This is a genomic window from Kamptonema sp. PCC 6506 (assembly GCF_000180455.1).
Lineage (GTDB): Bacteria > Cyanobacteriota > Cyanobacteriia > Cyanobacteriales > Microcoleaceae > Kamptonema > Kamptonema formosum.
This window is the reverse complement of record NZ_CACA01000097.1, coordinates 26,030-45,368: the sequence shown is the minus strand read 5'-3', so window position 1 is coordinate 45,368 and position 19,339 is coordinate 26,030. Positions and strand designations below refer to the sequence as shown.

The 19,339-nt window shown below is 44.4% G+C and carries 17 protein-coding genes; 7 read left to right on the top strand and 10 right to left on the bottom strand.

Annotation, left to right across the window (positions count from 1 at the left end):
* Positions 1 to 100: 100 nt before the first annotated feature.
* The 3 genes from hisS to OSCI_RS05500 all read right to left on the bottom strand — a co-directional run bounded on the left by hisS (position 101) and on the right by OSCI_RS05500 (position 2,277).
* Complete coding sequence (gene hisS, locus OSCI_RS05510; protein ID WP_007353880.1) at positions 101 to 1,384, bottom strand: histidine--tRNA ligase; 1,284 nt, start codon at positions 1,382 to 1,384, stop codon at positions 101 to 103.
* Positions 1,385 to 1,660: 276 nt separating this feature from the next.
* Entirely contained in the window at positions 1,661 to 1,963 is a 303-nt protein-coding gene (locus OSCI_RS05505; RefSeq protein ID WP_007353879.1) for a hypothetical protein, read from the bottom strand.
* A gap of 38 nt (positions 1,964 to 2,001) precedes the next feature.
* Complete coding sequence (locus tag OSCI_RS05500; protein ID WP_007353878.1) at positions 2,002 to 2,277, bottom strand: helix-turn-helix domain-containing protein; 276 nt, start codon at positions 2,275 to 2,277, stop codon at positions 2,002 to 2,004.
* Positions 2,278 to 2,467: 190 nt separating this feature from the next.
* Here OSCI_RS05500 and OSCI_RS05495 point away from each other — a divergent pair, with 190 nt between their 5' ends.
* A complete protein-coding gene (locus tag OSCI_RS05495; protein ID WP_007353877.1) occupies positions 2,468 to 3,448 on the top strand; it encodes a carbohydrate kinase family protein in 981 nt (326 codons plus the stop codon).
* A gap of 86 nt (positions 3,449 to 3,534) precedes the next feature.
* Entirely contained in the window at positions 3,535 to 4,290 is a 756-nt protein-coding gene (gene aqpZ / locus OSCI_RS05490; protein WP_007353876.1) for an aquaporin Z, read from the top strand.
* Positions 4,291 to 4,500: 210 nt separating this feature from the next.
* On the opposite strand, the gene OSCI_RS05485 is transcribed toward aqpZ, so the two are convergent.
* Positions 4,501 to 5,820: a 3-isopropylmalate dehydratase large subunit gene (locus tag OSCI_RS05485; protein ID WP_007353875.1), complete on the bottom strand. Its 1,320-nt coding sequence runs from the start codon at positions 5,818 to 5,820 to the stop codon at positions 4,501 to 4,503.
* A gap of 639 nt (positions 5,821 to 6,459) precedes the next feature.
* Between OSCI_RS05485 and OSCI_RS05480 the strand changes: the two genes are divergently transcribed.
* Positions 6,460 to 9,660, top strand: a complete 3,201-nt coding sequence (locus tag OSCI_RS05480; protein WP_007353873.1) for a beta strand repeat-containing protein — start codon at positions 6,460 to 6,462, stop codon at positions 9,658 to 9,660.
* 111 nt (positions 9,661 to 9,771) lie between these two features.
* Here OSCI_RS05480 and OSCI_RS05475 read toward each other — a convergent pair whose 3' ends face one another.
* Complete coding sequence (locus OSCI_RS05475) at positions 9,772 to 9,963, bottom strand: hypothetical protein (RefSeq protein WP_148288919.1); 192 nt, start codon at positions 9,961 to 9,963, stop codon at positions 9,772 to 9,774.
* Between the two features lie 449 nt (positions 9,964 to 10,412).
* Here OSCI_RS05475 and OSCI_RS05470 point away from each other — a divergent pair, with 449 nt between their 5' ends.
* Together OSCI_RS05470 and OSCI_RS05465 are read left to right on the top strand one after the other, a co-directional pair.
* The gene (locus OSCI_RS05470; RefSeq protein ID WP_007353872.1) at positions 10,413 to 11,636 is read left to right on the top strand and encodes an NB-ARC domain-containing protein; all 1,224 of its coding nucleotides are present in this window, start codon (positions 10,413 to 10,415) and stop codon (positions 11,634 to 11,636) included.
* Positions 11,637 to 11,690: 54 nt separating this feature from the next.
* The gene (locus OSCI_RS05465) at positions 11,691 to 12,773 is read left to right on the top strand and encodes a serine/threonine-protein kinase (RefSeq protein WP_007353871.1); all 1,083 of its coding nucleotides are present in this window, start codon (positions 11,691 to 11,693) and stop codon (positions 12,771 to 12,773) included.
* Here OSCI_RS05465 and sfsA read toward each other — a convergent pair.
* Complete coding sequence (gene sfsA / locus OSCI_RS05460) at positions 12,770 to 13,489, bottom strand: DNA/RNA nuclease SfsA (RefSeq protein WP_007353870.1); 720 nt, start codon at positions 13,487 to 13,489, stop codon at positions 12,770 to 12,772. The genes OSCI_RS05465 and sfsA overlap by 4 nt on opposite strands.
* A gap of 79 nt (positions 13,490 to 13,568) precedes the next feature.
* A complete protein-coding gene (locus tag OSCI_RS05455; protein WP_007353869.1) occupies positions 13,569 to 14,324 on the bottom strand; it encodes a hypothetical protein in 756 nt (251 codons plus the stop codon).
* A gap of 67 nt (positions 14,325 to 14,391) precedes the next feature.
* Between OSCI_RS05455 and OSCI_RS05450 the strand changes: the two genes are divergently transcribed.
* Complete coding sequence (locus tag OSCI_RS05450; protein ID WP_007353868.1) at positions 14,392 to 14,865, top strand: hypothetical protein; 474 nt, start codon at positions 14,392 to 14,394, stop codon at positions 14,863 to 14,865.
* A 404-nt stretch (positions 14,866 to 15,269) separates the two neighbouring features.
* Here OSCI_RS05450 and OSCI_RS05445 read toward each other — a convergent pair whose 3' ends face one another.
* The gene (locus OSCI_RS05445) at positions 15,270 to 15,764 is read right to left on the bottom strand and encodes a hypothetical protein (RefSeq protein ID WP_007353867.1); all 495 of its coding nucleotides are present in this window, start codon (positions 15,762 to 15,764) and stop codon (positions 15,270 to 15,272) included.
* Between the two features lie 230 nt (positions 15,765 to 15,994).
* Between OSCI_RS05445 and aroA the strand changes: the two genes are divergently transcribed.
* The gene (aroA, locus tag OSCI_RS05440) at positions 15,995 to 17,353 is read left to right on the top strand and encodes a 3-phosphoshikimate 1-carboxyvinyltransferase (protein ID WP_007353866.1); all 1,359 of its coding nucleotides are present in this window, start codon (positions 15,995 to 15,997) and stop codon (positions 17,351 to 17,353) included.
* 134 nt (positions 17,354 to 17,487) lie between these two features.
* On the opposite strand, the gene OSCI_RS05435 is transcribed toward aroA, so the two are convergent.
* Positions 17,488 to 17,919 (bottom strand): CAAD domain-containing protein, encoded by a 432-nt coding sequence (locus OSCI_RS05435; RefSeq protein WP_007353865.1) that lies wholly within the window; start codon positions 17,917 to 17,919, stop codon positions 17,488 to 17,490.
* A 337-nt stretch (positions 17,920 to 18,256) separates the two neighbouring features.
* Positions 18,257 to 19,264, bottom strand: coding sequence for a 2-hydroxyacid dehydrogenase (locus tag OSCI_RS05430; RefSeq protein WP_007353864.1), 1,008 nt, complete (start codon positions 19,262 to 19,264; stop codon positions 18,257 to 18,259).
* Between the last annotated feature and the right edge of the window lie 75 nt (positions 19,265 to 19,339).

The following is a 19,339-nucleotide window of genomic DNA, read 5'->3' as shown; positions in this document are numbered from 1 at the left end:
ATATAGGATTATCCCCGCGATCGCGATCGTTGAGAAGAATATCAAGAATGCGAATAGTCTCTGTTCTTAAACCCACAATCTCTATCTAACGAATCTTCTTTCAAGTATTTTTGATATTATCAATCTGACAACGTAACTCTTCTGCTTTTTCTAATAAGTCCGATTGTGCGATCGCACTCTGTTCTTTACTTGCCATCCACTTTAATTTTACCGAGTGACTTTCTGCTTCTTCATCACCTATAATTAAGCAAGCAACAGCACCACTGCGATCGGCTCGCCCAAATTGTTTCTTAAAAGCACTACCGCTCAAATCTATCTCTAGGCTAAATCCAAAACTACGCAGTTTTTGAGCCAATAATACCGCTTGTACTTCAGCGCGATCGCCCCTTGAAACTATATAGAAATCTAACGTATTAGTAGGTGCAGGTTGCAACTGTTGCAACAGTAAAATTAACCTTTCTAAACCCATTGCCCAACCCACCGCAGGCGTATCTGGCCCCCCCAATTCTTTTACTAAACCGTCGTAGCGACCACCACCGCAGACCGTTGCTTGCGCTCCCAAATCATCGGATATAATTTCAAAAGCTGTGTAGGTATAGTAATCTAAACCTCTAACTAATCGCGGATTTAATTGATATTTAATCCCCAAATCAGTTAACATTTGCTGCACTTTTTCAAAGTGGCGGCGCGAGTTTTCCCCTAGATAGTCAAGAATGCTTGGTGCATCTGCTGCAATTTCCTGGGTACGAGGATTTTTACTGTCTAAAATTCGTAGCGGATTGCGAATTAAACGATTTTGAGAATCCTGGTCTAATTCTTCTTTATAAGGTGTTAAATAATCTATCAAAGCTTGACGATAATTCTGCCGATCTTCCTTATTTCCTACCGAGTTAAGATCCAGGCCTAAATTTGTCAATCCGAGAGTTTTCAGGATGTCAGTAGCGATGGCAATTACCTCTACATCGGCCCTGGGATCTGCCGTTCCTAATACTTCTACCCCAAGCTGGTGAAATTGGCGCATTCGTCCTGCTTGTGGACGTTCGTAGCGAAACATGGGGCCAGTGTACCAAAGGCGCTGTAATCCACCTTGAGCATCTAAACTATTTTCAATAAAAGATCGTACTACTCCGGCTGTACCTTCTGGACGTAGTGTAATTGAGCGATCGCCCTTATCTTTAAAAGTGTACATTTCTTTGCCGACAACATCCGTAGCTTCGCCAATACCGCGCTCAAATAAAGATGTCTGCTCAAAAATTGGAGTCCGAATTTCTCGATAAGCTGCTTTTGCTAGAATCTCTCTAGCAATTGCTTCTAAGCGCTGCCAATATCCAATTTCAGGAGATAAGATATCCCGAGTTCCTGGTAAAGTTTTAATCGTACTCATTTTGAGATTTTTAGATTTTGAGTTTACACAACTAAAAGTAACGCCGCCCTTTGGGGGTAAAATAACCGCCTAGAAGACGGCGTTACAAAATTACTTTAGAAGTTATTGTAGAAGTTATTGAGTTATGCGTTTTTAGTGTTAATTATAATTAAACTCAAAACTCATAACTCAATACTTAAATTAACAGGGTGAGTTTCGTACAAATATTGTTCGTTGGCGGCAAGATTTACTGGCTAAACTCGCCCCTAAAAAAACTCCCTACAAATCAAAACTTCATTAAACTTCCCTACCATCTGGGAGAGTATCATCTCGCTCCCACACACCAAAGCGATCGCTATAGTAAGCCAATATTCGATCTACCTGCTGGCGAACTTCTGGATCGGCATCTTTAGAATACTGTACCCACAAACCCGCCACTTGGCTTTGACTGTAATCAAACTGCTGCGACTGCTGCGGAATTAAACCAGTTTCTACCCCTTCTACTTGACGCAGATGGGAGGCCACCTCTCGATATACTGCAAGCGGTAATTTTTGGCAACAAATTTTATACCGCAACTTTTTTTCCTGTGCCGTCTGCATTATCCCTTATCTTTGCCTGTGTTCAACCTTAGCCCTGTCTAGGATACCCCTTTATCGATGTGCCCTGGTAGAACGCAGCAGTTAATATTATCCAAACATACCTTTCCCCACTGCATAGCCCAGCGGACGAGTGCTACTCTGTTGCCTGTAGCCGTTTTGGTGAGGATATTGCTCATGTGGTTATCGACTGTACGCTTGCTAATATCCAACTTGTCGGCTATTTCTTGATTAGTCAATCCAGCAGCCACTAATTCTACCACTTGCAGTTCTCTGTCCGAGAGGGTGACAGAGGTGTGAGACACGCCAATAGCCATAATTTTTTTCTATCTCTGCATATTTACCTATGTACAATTTTAAAGGCATATCGGTACAATACTCCCTGCCCTAGCAACAATACTTAGCGATTAGACAATTTGGGTAGGGGCATGAAGCTTTTTTGGCGATCGCAGATATCAGTAACTCTGATAGGATAGTAATTGGTGCTTAAAAAAGCTGGCAAAAAAAGTGACTTATCCTCGCGTTCTGTGCCTCGGTGAAATTTTGTTTGATTGTCTAGCGGATCGGCCCGGGCGATCGCTAGAACAAGTAGAATCTTGGACACCCTATCCAGGCGGGGCTATTGCTAATGTGGCTTGTGCTTTAGTTAAATTGGGGACTAAGGCAGGATTTATCGGCGCTGTGGGCGCAGATGAACTGGGAAACTCGCTGGTAGAATTGTTGGCAGAGGTTGGTGTTGACACAACGGGAGTACAGCGACACCCGACAGCACCGACGCGGGAAGTTTATGTGTTACGCTCGGAGTCGGGCGATCGCGAATTCGCTGGTTTTGGTAAATTGAACGCCGCAGAATTTGCCGATACTCGCCTGCAAGCAGCACAAATACCAGAGGTGTTGTTTGAAAATGCTGAATTTTTAGTCTTAGGAACTTTAGAACTAGCTTATCCCGACAGTCGGGGTGCGATCGCGCGTGCGATTAAATTGGCAGAACAATACGACGTTAAAATTGTTCTTGACATTAATTGGCGTTCTGTATTTTGGCAAAACCCAGAAGAAGCTAAACCGCTAATTAAAGAACTATTAAAAAAAGTTGATTTTCTTAAACTCTCCGAAGAGGAAGCTCAATGGTTATTTAATACCACCGATGCGGGTGCAATTACTTACCGTCTCGACTCAGTGGAAGGCGTAATTGTAACTGCTGGCGCAGCAGGTTGTGGCTATTGTATTTCCCAGAATGAAGGCAAACTTCCGGCTTTTAATGTAGACGTTGAAGATACTACTGGTGCAGGCGATGGCTTCGTTGCGGGGTTTGTTCACCAGTTGTGCCAACATGGAATTCACAGCTTAGAAGATGCGGAAACTGTGAAGAAAATTGTTACATATTCGAGTGCAGTGGGTGCAATGGTAGCAATGAAACCAGGCGCGATCGCATCTCAACCTACTGCTGCTGAAGTAGAAGCATTTTTGTATTTACATAAAAGCCTTTAACTCCTCATATTACATTTAATGAAAAATATCTAACTTTTTAAACCACTGTGTTAGGCTCGTGTCCTGTTTATCTACAGGATAAAAAAATGTTACCAATAAAACGCTATGTAGCAGAGTTCATAGGTACTTTTTGGCTAGTATTTGGCGGTTGTGGTAGTGCCGTACTCGCAGCAGTATTTACCGCAGATGCAGCCAAAATTGCACCCAATGTTGTCTTTCCCGTGGGAGTCGGATTAGTTGGTGTGTCTATGGCTTTTGGCCTGACAGTGTTGACGATGGCCTTTGCTATTGGTCACATTTCTGGCTGTCACCTCAACCCGGCGGTTTCCTTTGGCTTATTTGTAGGCAAACGTTTCTCAGGCAGCGAACTCTTACCCTATATTATCGCCCAAGTTGCGGGAGCAATTGTAGCAGGGTTTGTTCTCTACCTAATTGCTAGCGGTAAACCAGGTTTTGAAATTGGCGGTTTTGCAGCCAATGGCTACGGTGAAAACTCTCCTGGTAAGTATGGTTTAGTAGCTGCTTTCCTCGCCGAATTTGTACTTACCTTCATGTTTTTAATTATTATCTTGGGGGCTACCGATCCTCGTGCTCCCCAAGGTTTTGCACCCGTAGCGATCGGTTTAGGTTTAACTTTGATTCACTTAATTGGTATTCCCGTTACCAATGTGTCTGTTAACCCGGCGCGGAGCACTGGCCCTGCGTTGATTTTAGCAGTTTTTGGCAGTCAGACTTGGGCGATCGCGCAGTTATGGCTGTTTTGGCTGGCCCCCATTGCTGGTGCGATCGCCGCAGGGTTTTTCTACTCATCCTTTTTAGCTGAATCAACCGTTGAATCGTAGGTATAGCAGGGGCTAGGGTCTAGGGACTAGGGGCTAGGGGAAGAAGGGAATAGAATCAGCGAGTTTGGTGGAACTCAGAACGTTCTAACCGACGAAAGCGGTTGCTATATTTATCCCCGTGACCATATTTCTCGTAAGGTGGGCGCTGCTGTTATCAATATTATGGCTAATACTCAAGGCTCATCGCAGCAGCGCCCACCCTACATAAACTTACATGAACTCACGGGGATCTGTGACATATCCTGTCAACGCAGATGCGGCCGCTGTATAAGGCGAAGCGAGATAAACTTGCGCTTCTTTATTCCCCATCCGGCCCGGGAAATTCCGGTTAGTTGTAGAAACACAAATTTCCGGTTCATTCAACCGCCCAAAAGTATCCTTTGGCCCGCCCAAACAAGCTGCACAAGAAGGTGCAGCAGGTTCAATGCAACCCGCAGCTAAGAAAATCTCAGACAATGTTTGACCTTCATGTTTAAGGCTAAACAAATCTTCGTAAACCTTCTGAGTTGCAGGCACTAAATAAGTCGGAACTTTGACTTGATTGCCTTTAATAAGTTTAGCAGCATGGAGGAAATCGGAAGTTTTGCCGCCAGTACAAGAACCGATATATACTCGGTCAATTTTTACATCGCGGCAATTTCTGGCTAAGTCGCGGTTATCGGGAGAATGGGGTTTAGCAACTACTGGTTCTAATTGGCTGACATCGTAGGTGCGATCGCTATAAAATTTAGCATCGCTATCGGTGTAAACTGCCTCAAAAGGTTTCGATGTCCGGGCGCGAACGTATTCAAATGTTGTCTCATCTGGGGCAACTGTACCATTTTTACCGCCAGCTTCGATCGCCATATTGCACAGCGTCATCCGTTCTTCCATTGTCAGGCGTTCCACTGCTTCACCCGCAAATTCCATCGTCCGGTAATTCGCACCAGCAACGCCAATATCCCCAATTATTTGCAAAATTAAGTCTTTTGCTAATAAATAATCGGGCATTTCGCCATTGAGGACAAAACGCATAGTCGCGGGTACTTTAATTAATAGTTTGCCCGTTCCCAGGATAAAAGCAGCGTCAGTGTTGCCGATACCGGTGGCAAATTGCCCAAAAGCACCGGCATTGCAGGTATGGGAGTCCGTACCAAAGAGGACTTCGCCGGGTCGAGTGTGGCCTTCTTGGGCGAGGGCGACGTGACAAACGCCTTTGTAGTCGGGATTTGCTTTAAAATTGGAGCGATCGGTGATGTCGTAGAAGTATTTAATGCCTTGTTCGCTGGCAAATTCACGGAGAATATCGACGTTGCGGTTAGCGCGTTCGTCGTTGGTGAAGATGTAGTGGTCGGGAATTAGGACGATTTTTTCAGTGTCCCAGACTTTGGCATCTGCGCCAAATTCCCGTTTGAATACGCCGATGGTACCGGGGCCGCAGACATCGTGGGTCATTAGCAGGTCTACGTCAACCCAGATGTTTTCTCCTGGTTCTACACTAGGCCGCTGAGATGCTTTGGCTAAGATTTTTTCCGTCAGGGTCATTCCCATATCGCGATCGCTCTTTTTTGATACTGGCTATCTGTATTGTACGAAAGATATTCAGATTATAGAATCTAAAGAGTTTGTACGCTGGTGTTTGCTGCCAGCATAATTCCTCTCAAAACCCAGTTGGTTCAAATAGTTGATTGAGTCGGGGCGGGAGATGAAAAAAGCGATTCCCAAGGTATTTGAGTAAGCATGACTGTTCATAAACCAAGGTTTCTGCTGCATTTTTTGCTTAATTTCTTCACACTTTTGGCTTCGCAATTCCTTATTAATCCCAAGTTCGACACTTAATTTAATATAAGACCGTTACATCGTTGTCACCGCTACTACATAAACAAAGTCCGCCTACGCGGACTAAAGAGGGTATTTAAATCGGATTGAGTATTACAAGCCCGCAGCGCTTTGATAAAAGGACAATTCGCAGCCAACACTATTCGCTTGCGTGACAACTACGGACTGTTTAACGGCAATTTTATCGATAAATGACAGTCTATACCCCAAAACTTAGAAAGTAAATAGCTAAATGTAAAGTCTTATAAATTTAAGTTGCTAAAATTTACAATATTCGGAGGCTATTGTCATTCTCAGGACAAAACGCTAGGCTGTTGACATTTGGACATTGACTATAGATAGGAAAAAACATTGGCAACAATTCTTGGTACAGCCTCAGATGACACTCTCATCGGTGGGTCAGGCAATGACAGTCTTGTAGGGCTCGAGGGCAATGACTCCCTGAGTGATTTTAGTCCTACTTTTGACACTCTAGATGGCGGCTCAGGCAATGACACCCTTCGGGCTGGAGTGGGCAACGATAGCCTTTTTGGGGGTGACGGCAATGATATTCTTTCTACTGACTTTTTCGATACCAATACCACGTTAGATGGGGGTGCTGGCGATGATACGATCGATGCTCTGCGTTCGTTTTCCGGTAATGTGCTGCGAGGAGGATCTGGCAACGATGTCTATATAGGCCCTGACAGACAACCAAGCCAGATTCAGGATACCAGTGGCATAGATCGGCTCTTAGTTCAAAGTTATCCCCTGAGCACAAATGTTTCTCTATCCTTGTCGCCTGGAAATATAGGATTAGCCCGACAAGGTACAAGCCTGCTGATTGACATTAACGTAGACGGGATAGCCAGGGCTGCTGAAGACGTTGTAGTTTTAGACTTCTTCGGTGCATTGCCCACAGTCGGGGGTGCTGGCTTAATCGAAACTATTAATAACCTCTCCGGTACAGCAATCCTCGCTGCTAATCTCACTGAGGCTACGGTAGCAGGCGGAATTAATGTAGCCACTGGTACCCCAGATGACGATAACCTCACAGGCACTCCTGGCAATGACAACATCAGTGGCCTTGACGCTAATGACACTATCAGTGGCTTAGATGGCAACGATTCTTTGCTTGGCGGCAACGGCAATGACAACCTCAGTGGGGGTGGAGGCAATGACTCCCTGATTGGCGGCGGTGGCACTGACACCCTGGATGGAGGTGTCGGCAATGACATTCTGAGTGCAACTGGCAGTCTCGCTGGTGGCGATGGAGATGACACGTTGCTAGGCTTTGGCCTTAGCACCTTCGATGGCGGTGCGGGCAATGACAGCCTTAGTGGTGGTGGTAATAGCACCTTAGAAGGGGGTGCTGGCGATGATACGCTCGATGCCAGCTTTACCAGTGGCAATCTGCTGCGAGGCGGTGCAGGTAACGATCGCTATCTAATCCGATCCAATGGATCGACTAAAATTTCAATTCAGGATACTGATGGCATCGATCGCTTAGACTTGACTGATTTCAGTGGTAGCACGACCACTGTTCCGGTTTCCCTGTCGTTGTCATCGGGAAATACAGGTTTAGCCCGACAAGGCACGAGTTTACTGATTGACATCAACAAAGACGGCATTGCACGGCCTACAGAGGACATTGTAATTTCAGACTTCTTTGGTGCATCAGCGACTGTTGCAGGTGCTGGTTTCATCGAAACTGTGAGCAACCTTTCCGGTACCGAGATCCTTGCGGCTAATCTCACTGAGGCTACCGCAGCACCTGGAGTCAATGCAACCACCGGTACTACCGGTGATGATAACCTCACAGGCACTCCTGGTAATGACAACATCTCAGGCCTGGGGGGCAATGACACCCTCGCTGGCTTAGATGGCAACGACACCTTGGATGGCGGTGCAGGAAACAACAGCCTCAGTGGAGGTGGGGGGAATGACTCCCTTCTTGGCAACAACAGTCTCAATGACACTCTGGATGGAGGTGCTGGCAATGACTTTCTGAGTGCAAGTGGTAGTCTGGCCGGTGGTGATGGAGATGACACGCTGCAAGCTTTTGTGTCTAGCAACTTGGATGGGGGTGCGGGCAATGACAGCCTTATTGGTAATGGTGTTAATAGCACCTTAGAAGGGGGTGCTGGCGATGATACCCTCAGTGCCGGATTTGGCAGCAATAGTTTATTGCGAGGCGGTGCAGGTAGCGATCGCTATCTTCTCTCAGACAGCAGCAGCAAGTCGAATCAAATTCAGGATACAGATGGAATTGATAATGTGCAGATAGGTTTCGGTACCAATGCAAACATTTCCCTGTCATTGGCCGCAGGAACTCTAGGTTTAGGCCGATCGAGTACAAGTCTGATGGTTGACATCAACAAAGATGGACTTCTCAGGACTACCGATGACTTGGTAATTTTAGACTTCTTCGGTGCATCGGCAACTGTTGCAGGTACAGGTGTCATCGAAACCATCAATAACCTTTCTAGTAGCGAGATCCTCGCAGCTAATTTAGCAGACACACCAATACCCGCGCCTACTCCTACACCAACACCAACAGGTACACCCACACCCACACCAACAGGTACACCCACACCCACACCAACGGGCACGCCAACACCCACAGCCGCACCCGCACCGGTTCCCATTTTCATACCCACACCCACACCGGAGCCAACGGCTGCGCCCGCACCAACTCCGACACCGACACCCGCACCCGTACCCGTTTTCACTCCCACACCCGCTGTCACAGTCATAACCCCGATCGCACCCACATTCACCAATCCACCCACACCAAGTAACCAGCAACCGCTAAGTTTGGGCAGCAATGGTGACGATGCGATCGCAGGCAACGACTCTAGCGATATCCTCTATGGCAACCAAGGCAATGACACCTTGGGAGGTAATGACGGTGAAGACATACTCTTCGGAGGCAAAGGCGAAGACGCAGTATTTGGCAACACTGGCAACGATCTCCTATTTGGCAACGAAGGTAACGATTGCCTTGCGGGAGGTGACGGCGAAGATACCGCGTTAGGAGGAAAAGGTGACGACGCGATCTTTGGCGGCGGCGGTAATGATGTGCTTGGGGGCGATCGCGGTAACAATACCCTAGACGGCGGCGATGGTAACGATACCCTCTACGGAGGTGAAAATAACGATACCCTGTTTGGCGGTACTGGTAACGATTTCCTCTATAGCCAATCGGGTAACGACATCCTCATTGGTGTTGATAATACTGCTACTAACCCAGGGCGCGGCGAAGTCGATACGCTCATTGGCGCAGAAGGCAACGATACTTTCTTACTGGGAGATGCGACGAAATTCTACTACAACGATGGCAACGATACCGCCACTGGCACTGGCGACTACGCTTTGATTGTCGGCTTCGACCCCGATCGAGATGTCATTCAACTGCAAGGTGCTCCTAGCACTTACCAGTTAGGTGCTACTCCCGCAGGATTGCCTGTTGGTATCGGTATCTTCAAGAAAACTTCAGGCGCAGATGAATTGATCGCGATCGTGCAACCAGTTTCTCCTGTCAGCCTTGAGGGTTCTTTACGATTCGTCTGATGCTGAAAATCGGCGAATAGAATTTACCCAAAAATATCAAGTTGAAACCGCATCTACACAAATAAAGGGTGGACTTTGTTTGTATAGATGCGAATTCTATTCGCCTCATAACTACTGACCGCAGCAATATTTACCATTTGAGTCATAGCAAGTCTGCGGGCAAGTAGTAGAACTTAATAGCATTTCTTTTACTTCATTTCCACCACAATTTGAAGTATGTTTAGCAGCTAAAGACAACAGCATATTAGGCGCGACCACGACGATCAACATCAAAATAGCTTGGGAAATAATGGTGCATTTCATTGCTCGTTTCTCCTTAAATTTTGGTTGGTTAATAAAGGAAAAAGCGAGTTGGCCAACTACGCTGTGGGAATCAAGAATTTCAATCTCCACATTTCAATCATGCGGGAATTACCAAGGGTTAAAAGCTCAATCTATGGTTCAGTATTTATTCAGGATTTGGTTCAGTTGCGTCCCTAGCAACGATCCGAGCGGTTCACTATTTGACTCACCGCTCAGGTCATCATCTTTTGCAAATATCTGCTACACATTAAAAATTTATTCGGCTATACAAAATCGCTAAGTGCTTGTTTTCAAGCACTTAGCGAATTACTAAGTACGGATTGATAAAATTATGAGTAGCATTTTTATAAGAAAATGCTGAGATGTAAAGATATAAGCGATCGCATAGATCGCTGACACTCAAAATCGGTTAAAATCCTGAGTAAAAAGAACTCTGGCAAAGAAAAACAATGGTAAGTTCACTTAGGGTATCCAAAGAAGGCCTAGAAATCGTTGAGCAAGCCAGAAAAAAGAAAGGCTGGACAAAAACTGCTGCTGCTTGGTGTCAAGCAGCTTTCACTACCGAAGCGACATTGAAGCGGTTTTGGCGGCAAGTTCCCATTCAGCAAGATAGTTTTATTAAAATTTGCGAAGCAGTAGGCGTAAACTGGGAAGACGTACTTGATAAAACTCTCTTCCCCGGAACCCTCCGCTTAGACTGGGAAGAGCCAATTGATGTATCAGTTTTCTACGGCCGGACTAAAGAACTCACCGATCTAGAAAACTTAATTTTGAAAAATCGGCTGGCGGTACTGACAGGAATGGGAGGAATCGGAAAAACGGCTTTAGTTGGCAAGGTTTGGGAAAAACAGATAAAAGGTAAAGGTGAGTTTGATTACGTGATACAGCGATCGCTCCGTACCTCTCCCCCCCTCCCGGAACTCCTCAAAGATATTGTCGAATTTCTCTCAGACGGCGAACAGCAGGAAGGCGGAATTTCTCAACTAATGGAATATTTACGAAAGCAACGCTGTCTGCTGATACTCGATAATGTAGAAGCAATTATGAGTATAGGCACAAATGCTGGCACCTTTCGCCCAGAGTTTCAGGATTATTCCGAGCTAGTTAAACGAGTGAAATCTGAGCAACATAAAAGTTGTTTGCTACTTATCAGTCGCGAGCGACCACAAGATGCAATCTGGCTGAGAGGAGAAAAAGTTGGCTTCTTAGCACTGTGTGGTTTGAAGAAAGAAGCACAAGAATTATTGAAAGAACAAGGTTTATCAGGTAGTGAGAAAGATTTGGAAACACTTAATACACTTTACGGCGGAAACCCTGGCTCGTTAAAGCTAATTTCTTCACTAATTCAAGAATTATTTAATGGAATAGTTCTGAACTATCTAAAATCCGGTACTATTGTTGTTGTTCTTAAAGAAATTTTAGAACAGCACTTTTCGCGCCTGTCAGACTTGGAAACACAGATTATGGTTAAGTTAGCAGTTAATAGTGAGCCTAGTTCGCTATCACTCTTGGTAGAGGAGATATCGCCGCCATCAGCAGCAGAATTAATGCAGGCTGTGAAATCTCTAATTGACAGAGCGCTGATTGAAAAAAGTTGCACAGAGGTTGACGACGTTACATTTACACTCCAGCCTGAAGTTAGGAAGTACGTTAAAAGAAAGTTTGTTAAATAGCTCCGATCTGGTATATCTGACACAAGTTACAGCTACAATCAGGGTGTATAAATTATGAGCTACTGCATCAATCCTAACTGTTGTAAACGTCAAAACGATGAATCAGCGCTAGAGTGTGCTGCTTGTGGAAATCCAATGATACTATATAATGAAGGTAGATATCGTTTGACTAAACCTCTAGGAAATGTAGATAGAACACACGCTTATGAAGTATTTGAAGCTAAGCACTTACACCGCAATACATTGATAATAATAAAAGTTTTAAAGAGTGAAGAACCTGAGTGGATCAAACGATTTGAACAAGAAAAAAGTATCCTTCGCGACTTTAAGAATTTAGGACTTCCCAAACTTGAAAAACAATTTAATGTGACGCTCAAAAACGGTCATGTTTTACGCTGCTTAGCTATGGAGAAAGTTAATGGTGATAACTTGGAGGAATGGTTACAGAAAAAAAAGAAAAAGAATAATAAATTTCAAATTACCGAAAGAGAAGCAATTTCTTGGCTGAAACAAATGGCTGAAATTCTTGATAAATTACATCAAAGGAGTTTTTTCCACAGAGATATTAAGCCCAGCAATATTATGGTCAAAAAAATTAGCAATCAAGTTGTTTTAATTGACTTTGGTGATGCTAGAATGGTGACAGGGACGGTTGTCGATCCTAATAAAGATGTAACATCAGTTTATTCACATGGTTATACTGCCCCAGAACAAATGAAAAGGCGGGCTGTTCCGCAGTCAGATTTCTTTTCCTTGGGGCGTACATTTGCTCATTTACTGACTGGCATACATCCTGATGAACTTCCCACCTCTTCAAGGAATGAAGATAAACTGATCTGGCGAGACAAAGCTCCTCAAGTTGTCTCAAAAGAATTGGTAAAATTAATTGATGACTTGATGGAGCCTTTAGTTAATAGGCGACCTAAAAATACTCAAGAAATTTTACAGCGCATTAATGAAATTCAATATCGACCTATACCAAAATCTGTTTTAATCGGTGCAGGTTTTGGCATAGGTGTTTTAATCGGGATTTTAATAGGTGCAGCGGGAATGTATTGGTATTTAAGCTTGAAGATTGACGAAAGCTTGAGACAACTAGAATCTAAAGTTTTCGTTCATAAAAAAAATGCAAGTTAAATAATAAAGTTCGCTAATCCTAAATATTTAATACCTTCTGGCGTGACTTCAAACCGACAAGGCAAGACTTCCACACCCTCCAAAATTGCCTGTCTTAATAACTCTCCATAAACGCGATCGCAACTATCCCCAGGAGCAAAATTCGTACAGTCTCCGCGATTAATAAAATACAGCATTACCGCTCTCGTACCCTGTCGCACTACCTCCATCAATTCTTTTAAATGCTTTTGTCCTCTCTCTGTTACTGTATCAGGAAATAAAGCCAATTCTCCTTGTGCCAAAGTAGTATTTTTTACTTCCAAGTAAATCGGTAAGTTACCACCATTGAGTAAAAAATCTACCCGACTTTTTTTCTCTTTGCCATAACCTACTTCTGGCAAAATTACACTATAATTATCTAATGGCAATAATTGTGACTCTAAAGCTAGCTTGATAATTCGATTTGGCAGAGCAGTATTAATTCCCACCCAAGTTGGTACAGTATCGCAAACTTGAATTAATTCCCAAGTATATGCTAATTTGCGTTTAATATTGTCGCTGTGGGATACTAGCACGGGATTACCCGGAATACAAACTCCTGTCATTGGGCCAGTATTGGGACAGTGAGCAGTGATTATTTCTCCCGAAGCTAGTTCAATATCGGCGAAAAATCGCTTGTAACGCTTGATTAAAATGCCGGGAGATAAAACGGGATATTTATAAATAAACTTTGTCATTGGTAATTGGTAATTGGTAATATTAGTCTATTAATATTTAATCCATTTTACAACAAATACCAGAAATTAGTCAACCCATCTAACTCCTGGGAAAAAAACGCTTATTTTCCATACAATATTGCCAAGCAATCGCCTCTGGATCTCTCTGACAACTCCATTCAGAAAACTCAGCCTTGACCTTCCACTTACTAACAGTAGTAGGATGGACATTTAACCGATTAGCAAGTTCTACCTGAGTTAATAAAATTTGTGATTTTTCAACTTCCTTACCTGGGGAAAGTGGGAATAATTGAGGACTTTTACGCTTCTCTTCCTGCTGACTTCTAACTTCCACAGGAGTTATAGACAAATTTTTGATAATAGCCTCATCTGAACGATTCAGAGTATGCTCTAATGGCGGATTCACTGTAAGGGGTAAATCATTTACCAAATCATCATCTTCAGTTTTGTTCACAGATTGGGCAGTTTGAAAATAATATATTATTCCCCCTTGCTCAGTAACTTCAAATTCAGCCGCAAATTCTTTAGCTCGTTCATCTAAATACCGCTGAACCTGTGTACCTGAAAACTTAGCATTCATCGCCAAATCTAAAGCAGTAACTCGCCCTTGATTTTCTTGAATTAACCGATAAAAAACCGCATCCAAATGAGCTAGTTTGTGTTGCTGCTGTCGCTGATAGCGTCTCCAGGCCCAGCCAACTCCGCCTATAAGTGCGATCGCCAGCAAGAAACGCCAGGATTCTAGAGTAGCAATCACGCCGAAGGAAATAGGGATAATCACAGTGAGATATCCCAAAATTCTGCTATTCTCTATATTGTTGCTGTTTTTGACCATAATTTCTAATTCAACTTATATTAAATCCTTGTTCTTTCTTCTATAACCTTTTTCCAGGAGAGACTTTATGAAGGTTGTTCGCAAACAGGCTAGCATGATTATAGCAATAGCTGCTTGCTATTTGCTCTTGACTGCGTGCGGTGAGAGTAAAGTTGCCCAATGTAAAAAACTTATTCAAGTAGTCAATAAAGGAAATGCTCTCATTGATTCTAAAAAAGATAACAGCGATGTAGGAAGTATCAAAAATCTTGCTAATGCTCTCAATCAAACGGCAAAAGACTTAGACACTTTAGAATTGACGGAAACAAATCTCAAAGGGTTTCAGAGTCGATTGAGCGCAGAATTCAGAGAACTCGGCAAATCACTTAGCGACATGGCTAAAGCTCTCGATAGGGGGAAAAATGCCCCGACTACCTCAGAGGGTCGAGAGCAGATCGAAAAGGCTAAGCGGGATGTAACTAAAGCAGGTCAAGCTGCCAATAAAGCTGCTAAAAATCAAGATAACTTGACTGGTGAACTTGCGGTTTACTGTAGTAAATAGGTAATTGTTGGTTGTTAGTGGTTAGTTGTTGGTTGTTAGTGGTTAGCTGTTGGTTGTTGGTTGTTGGTTGTTAGTTGTTGGTTGTTGGTTGTTCGTTGCTAGTTGTTCGTGGTCATTGCGAGCGTAGCGAAGCAATCGCAAGGTATAGGAGTCGCTAGCTATATATATTCTATATAACCACGATCGGAGGACTAAAGCCCAACTACATACCTCATCTATCAGAGAAAGAGTATATCATTCTTAGCCATTAGCACGTCGAAGCGATATCGACCTATTGCGATTGCTTCGCTACGCTCGCAATGACAACGAATACCTAAGTTTAACAACGAACAAACAACAATCCACCACTAACAACTAACAACTAACAACTAACAACTAACCACTAACAACTAACCACTAACAATTCAATGATGAATTTCTAAATTTAAAACATAGTGTCCCAATTGAATTTTTTCCGACCATAGCTCATATTCTAACCGCAGATGTTCTGGTAAAGGTCGTCCTGTTAAAATCAACTTGCGGGTGAAATTACGGAGCCGCAATTGTCCGGGAGTTATGAATGAGTCGCTCTGGAGCCAATAGCGACTAAGACCGTACATTTCCCGCTCCCAGAGGTGGCGGTAACTGTAATTTCCATTTCCTTGCATCGTCATAATCACTCGGAAAGGGGAAACTTCTAACCACAGAAGTCGGGGTTTTGTGACGGGTGGTAAAGTAGCAATGTCCTCAGAGGTAAAACCTTGAGGTTCCTTGTCAATAATTGCTGGTTCGTGTAACAGCAAGTGGAATCGATCGCGGTCTTTTTGATAGAGTGTGGCAGCGGTTTCAACGACTGACCATAGTGGTAAGTCTGTAGATACTAGCGAAAGACTTACAGGCTTGCGGTGATGGGTCAGCATAAAATTTGAGCGTTCTTGGGGGTAATTAGTCATTCAGTAGTCCTGAGTCCTGAGTCCTAAGTCCTGAGTTGTGATGTGAGTTGTAAGTCCTGAACTCTGAGCCCTGAGCCCTGAGTCTTGAGTTCTAAGCCTTGATTTTTCAATCAGGACTCACAACTGAGTAGCGATCGCACTTTAATGACTGGGAAAGCGGTACGATAGCTAACGCAGTCCCACACCAGTTTATCTCAATGCCACCAGTCATCGTCACTGCGAAAACCACTGAAAATGAAACTTTAATAATTCAAAAACCCCCATTGGGTCTGTCGCTACAAGGCCGCATCCGAATTCCGGGGGATAAATCTATTTCTCATCGAGCTTTAATGTTAGGAGCGATCGCTTCTGGAGAAACTACTATCGAGGGACTGCTTTTAGGGGAAGACCCCCGCAGCACTGCTAAATGTTTCGCCTCGATGGGAGCGGAAATTTCTAAACTGAATGCCGAATTAGTGCGGGTTAAAGGCTTTGGACTCGGCGAGTTACGGGAACCGAAGGATATCTTAGACACTGGTAACTCCGGTACTACCATGCGGCTAATGATGGGAATTTTAGCTTCTCACCCCGGACGTTTTTTTACGGTAACGGGGGATAGTTCCATGCGATCGCGTCCTATGTCCCGCGTTGTCAAACCCCTGCAACAAATGGGGGCTCAAATTTGGGGTAGAGAAAGCCACTCTCTGGCCCCCCTAGCCGTACTCGGACAACGGCTAAAACCCATTCACTACCATTCTCCCATTGCTTCAGCTCAAGTCAAATCCTGCATTTTGTTGGCTGGTTTAATGGCAGAGGGAGAAACAACGGTGACAGAACCGGCTCTTTCGCGGGATCATAGCGAAAGGATGCTACAAGCTTTTGGAGCTAAAGTTAGTGTCGATCCCGATACTTGCAGCGTGACAGTTACGGGCCCGGCGAAACTGCAAGGTCAAGCCGTAATTGTCCCTGGTGACATCAGTTCCGCAGCCTTTTGGCTGGTAGCGGGAGCTATTGTCCCCGATTCGGAGCTAACTATTGAGAATGTTGGGGTTAATCCTACTCGTACTGGCATTTTAGAAGCTTTGGCGATGATGGGAGCTAACATTGAGCTACAAAATCAGCGGTTAGTAGCTGGAGAACCCGTCGCCGATATTGTTGTCCGCAATAGTGGAAAACTTAAGGGTTGTACCATTTCGGGTGACTTAATCCCTCGCTTGATTGACGAAATCCCGATTTTAGCAGTAGCGGCGATCTTTGCCGAAGGGACTACAACAATTCGGGATGCGGCGGAGTTGCGGGTCAAAGAGAGCGATCGCTTAGCTGTGATGGCAAGCCAGCTCAACCGCATGGGAGCTCAGATTACAGAATTACCCGATGGTTTAGAAATCGCTGGGGGGACAGCTTTGACGGGTACAGACCTTGACAGTCACACCGATCATCGGATTGCTATGAGTCTCGCGATCGCGGCCCTCAATGCTTCTGGTATTACCGCCATTCACCGCGCCGAAGCCGCCTCTATCTCTTACCCAGACTTCACTGCTACTCTCAAACAACTTACAGACAGTTTTGAGTTTTGAGCCGCCTTGGGAGTTTTGAGTTTTGAGTTATAAATTATGCAAAACTCATGGCTAAAAACCGCAATTACGGCGAGTGAGTTGGCAATTGTCTTTAATTCAAAATTTAAAACTCCCAACTCAAAACTCAAAATTAATTACTTGCCGAGAACTTGTTCTTTGAAAGATTCAATTTCCGCAGACAATTCTTGACGGTTAGAAGCGCGGAGCAAGTAGCGGTAAACAAACCAACCAGTATATCCCATACCAACTAACTCAAAGGTGGTCGATAGTAGAGGAATATCGTTAAGCGAATCCAACACTGCTAGAGTTACTTTAATCGTGATGCCGCCTGCCGCAATCAAACCAATAGTAATAAGCGCTTTTTGGTATTCTTGAAAAAAATTGGATACATAAGCCGGCAGTTCAGACAAAACAGAGAAAACTTGGTCTTTGATCTGCTGCAACTGAGCTGCTGAGTCCTTTGCGGGAGGTAGTGCAGCTATAGCACCGGGTTTTTCGAGGTTAATCTCTACTTGAGCCGTTGCAGTTTTCAGTTCAGTTTCATCAGAAGGGTTGGCTTGAGTCATTTTATACTTCCTCACTTGCGACGTGGATTGAAAAAATAAGAATTGCTAGCAATCTAATTTTCAGAAAATTAGCATGAGAGCAACAACATTGCCAAACTGTTGTTAATTATCTAACTTAACATACTCGGTTTAAGGAAAGGGAGATTATAAACAGAGGTTTTTAATCGGGTTTTAACCCAATTAAAATATTAATCTGTCTGGGGAGAGAGAGCGCTCTCCTACAAGCCAAGGCTGGGATTAATCCCTAGCTGTGTATCTACCTTTGTGACGATCTTGGCTGCTCGATTGCAGCCAAGTCGAGCGATGATATTGTAGCGAAGGTAGTTGCAGCTTTAATTTATTTCCGCAACCGCTCAACGCTGACTTCATTAGCACAAGGGCGATCTTGTTCAAAGTCCGTGATATTGGCCAGAGTTGTCTCGGCAATATTCCGCAAAGCTTCCTCGGTGAAGAAAGCTTGATGACCCGTGATTAGCACGTTGGGGAACGTGAGCAGGCGTTGAAACACATCGTCCTGAATCACGTATTCAGACAAATTTTCAAAGAACAGATCGCTCTCTTGCTCGTAAACATCTAAGCCGAGATAGCCGATTTTACCGGATTTTAGTGCTTTTGTCGCGGCTTCAGCGTCAATTAAAGCGCCGCGACTGGTATTGATTACCATTACCCCATCTTTCATCTGAGCAAGAGCTTCATCGTCGATCAGGTGGTAAGTTTCGTGGGTCAGGGGACAGTGAAGGCTGATAATGTCAGAGCGAGCAAAGAGTTCGGATAAGGAAACGTATTCCATACCTAAATTTAGGCATTCAGGGCTTTGGAAAACGTCATATCCTAGCAGTTTCATGCCAAATCCGCTGAGAATTTTGGCTGTCAGTGCTCCAATTTTACCCGTACCGACGATTCCCGCCGTTCGTCCGTGTAGGTCAAAACCCAAAAGGCCATCGAGGGCGAAGTTACCTTCGCGAACCCGGTTGTAGGCGCGGTGAATTTTGCGGTTGAGTGCCAACATCATGCCAACTGCGTGTTCAGCAACGGCGTAAGGAGAATAAGCGGGTACTCGCACGACGGTAAGTCCTAGTTCCTGCGCTGCGCTCAAGTCTACATGATTGAATCCGGCAGAACGGAGGGCGATTAAACGAGTTCCTTGGCTGGCGATCGCTGCTAAGATTGTCGCATCTAGGAGATCGTTGACAAAAATGCAGATGACGGGAAATCCAGCAGCTAAGACGCTAGTTTCCAAGTTTATGCGCGGTTCTAGAAATACTAACTCGTGTCCATGTTTCTCGTTGGCGACGGAGAGAAACTGGCGATCGTAGGATTTCGTGCTGAATACGGCGACCTTCATTGCGGTTGGCTGTGGATAAAGAGTCTCCAATCCCCTTAAAAAGGGTTTTTTCCCTTATCTTTTTTTTTAAGGGTA

Coding starts and splice junctions, on each gene's coding strand:
- hisS (WP_007353880.1), bottom strand. CDS start 1,384: ATGAGTACGATTAAAACTTTACCAGGAACTCGGGATATCTTATCTCCT.
- OSCI_RS05505 (WP_007353879.1), bottom strand. CDS start 1,963: ATGCAGACGGCACAGGAAAAAAAGTTGCGGTATAAAATTTGTTGCCAA.
- OSCI_RS05500 (WP_007353878.1), bottom strand. CDS start 2,277: ATGGCTATTGGCGTGTCTCACACCTCTGTCACCCTCTCGGACAGAGAA.
- aqpZ (WP_007353876.1), top strand. CDS start 3,535: ATGTTACCAATAAAACGCTATGTAGCAGAGTTCATAGGTACTTTTTGG.
- OSCI_RS05485 (WP_007353875.1), bottom strand. CDS start 5,820: ATGGGAATGACCCTGACGGAAAAAATCTTAGCCAAAGCATCTCAGCGG.
- OSCI_RS05475 (WP_148288919.1), bottom strand. CDS start 9,963: ATGAAATGCACCATTATTTCCCAAGCTATTTTGATGTTGATCGTCGTG.
- OSCI_RS05470 (WP_007353872.1), top strand. CDS start 10,413: ATGGTAAGTTCACTTAGGGTATCCAAAGAAGGCCTAGAAATCGTTGAG.
- OSCI_RS05465 (WP_007353871.1), top strand. CDS start 11,691: ATGAGCTACTGCATCAATCCTAACTGTTGTAAACGTCAAAACGATGAA.
- sfsA (WP_007353870.1), bottom strand. CDS start 13,489: ATGACAAAGTTTATTTATAAATATCCCGTTTTATCTCCCGGCATTTTA.
- OSCI_RS05455 (WP_007353869.1), bottom strand. CDS start 14,324: ATGGTCAAAAACAGCAACAATATAGAGAATAGCAGAATTTTGGGATAT.
- OSCI_RS05450 (WP_007353868.1), top strand. CDS start 14,392: ATGAAGGTTGTTCGCAAACAGGCTAGCATGATTATAGCAATAGCTGCT.
- OSCI_RS05445 (WP_007353867.1), bottom strand. CDS start 15,764: ATGCTGACCCATCACCGCAAGCCTGTAAGTCTTTCGCTAGTATCTACA.
- aroA (WP_007353866.1), top strand. CDS start 15,995: ATGCCACCAGTCATCGTCACTGCGAAAACCACTGAAAATGAAACTTTA.
- OSCI_RS05435 (WP_007353865.1), bottom strand. CDS start 17,919: ATGACTCAAGCCAACCCTTCTGATGAAACTGAACTGAAAACTGCAACG.
- OSCI_RS05430 (WP_007353864.1), bottom strand. CDS start 19,264: ATGAAGGTCGCCGTATTCAGCACGAAATCCTACGATCGCCAGTTTCTC.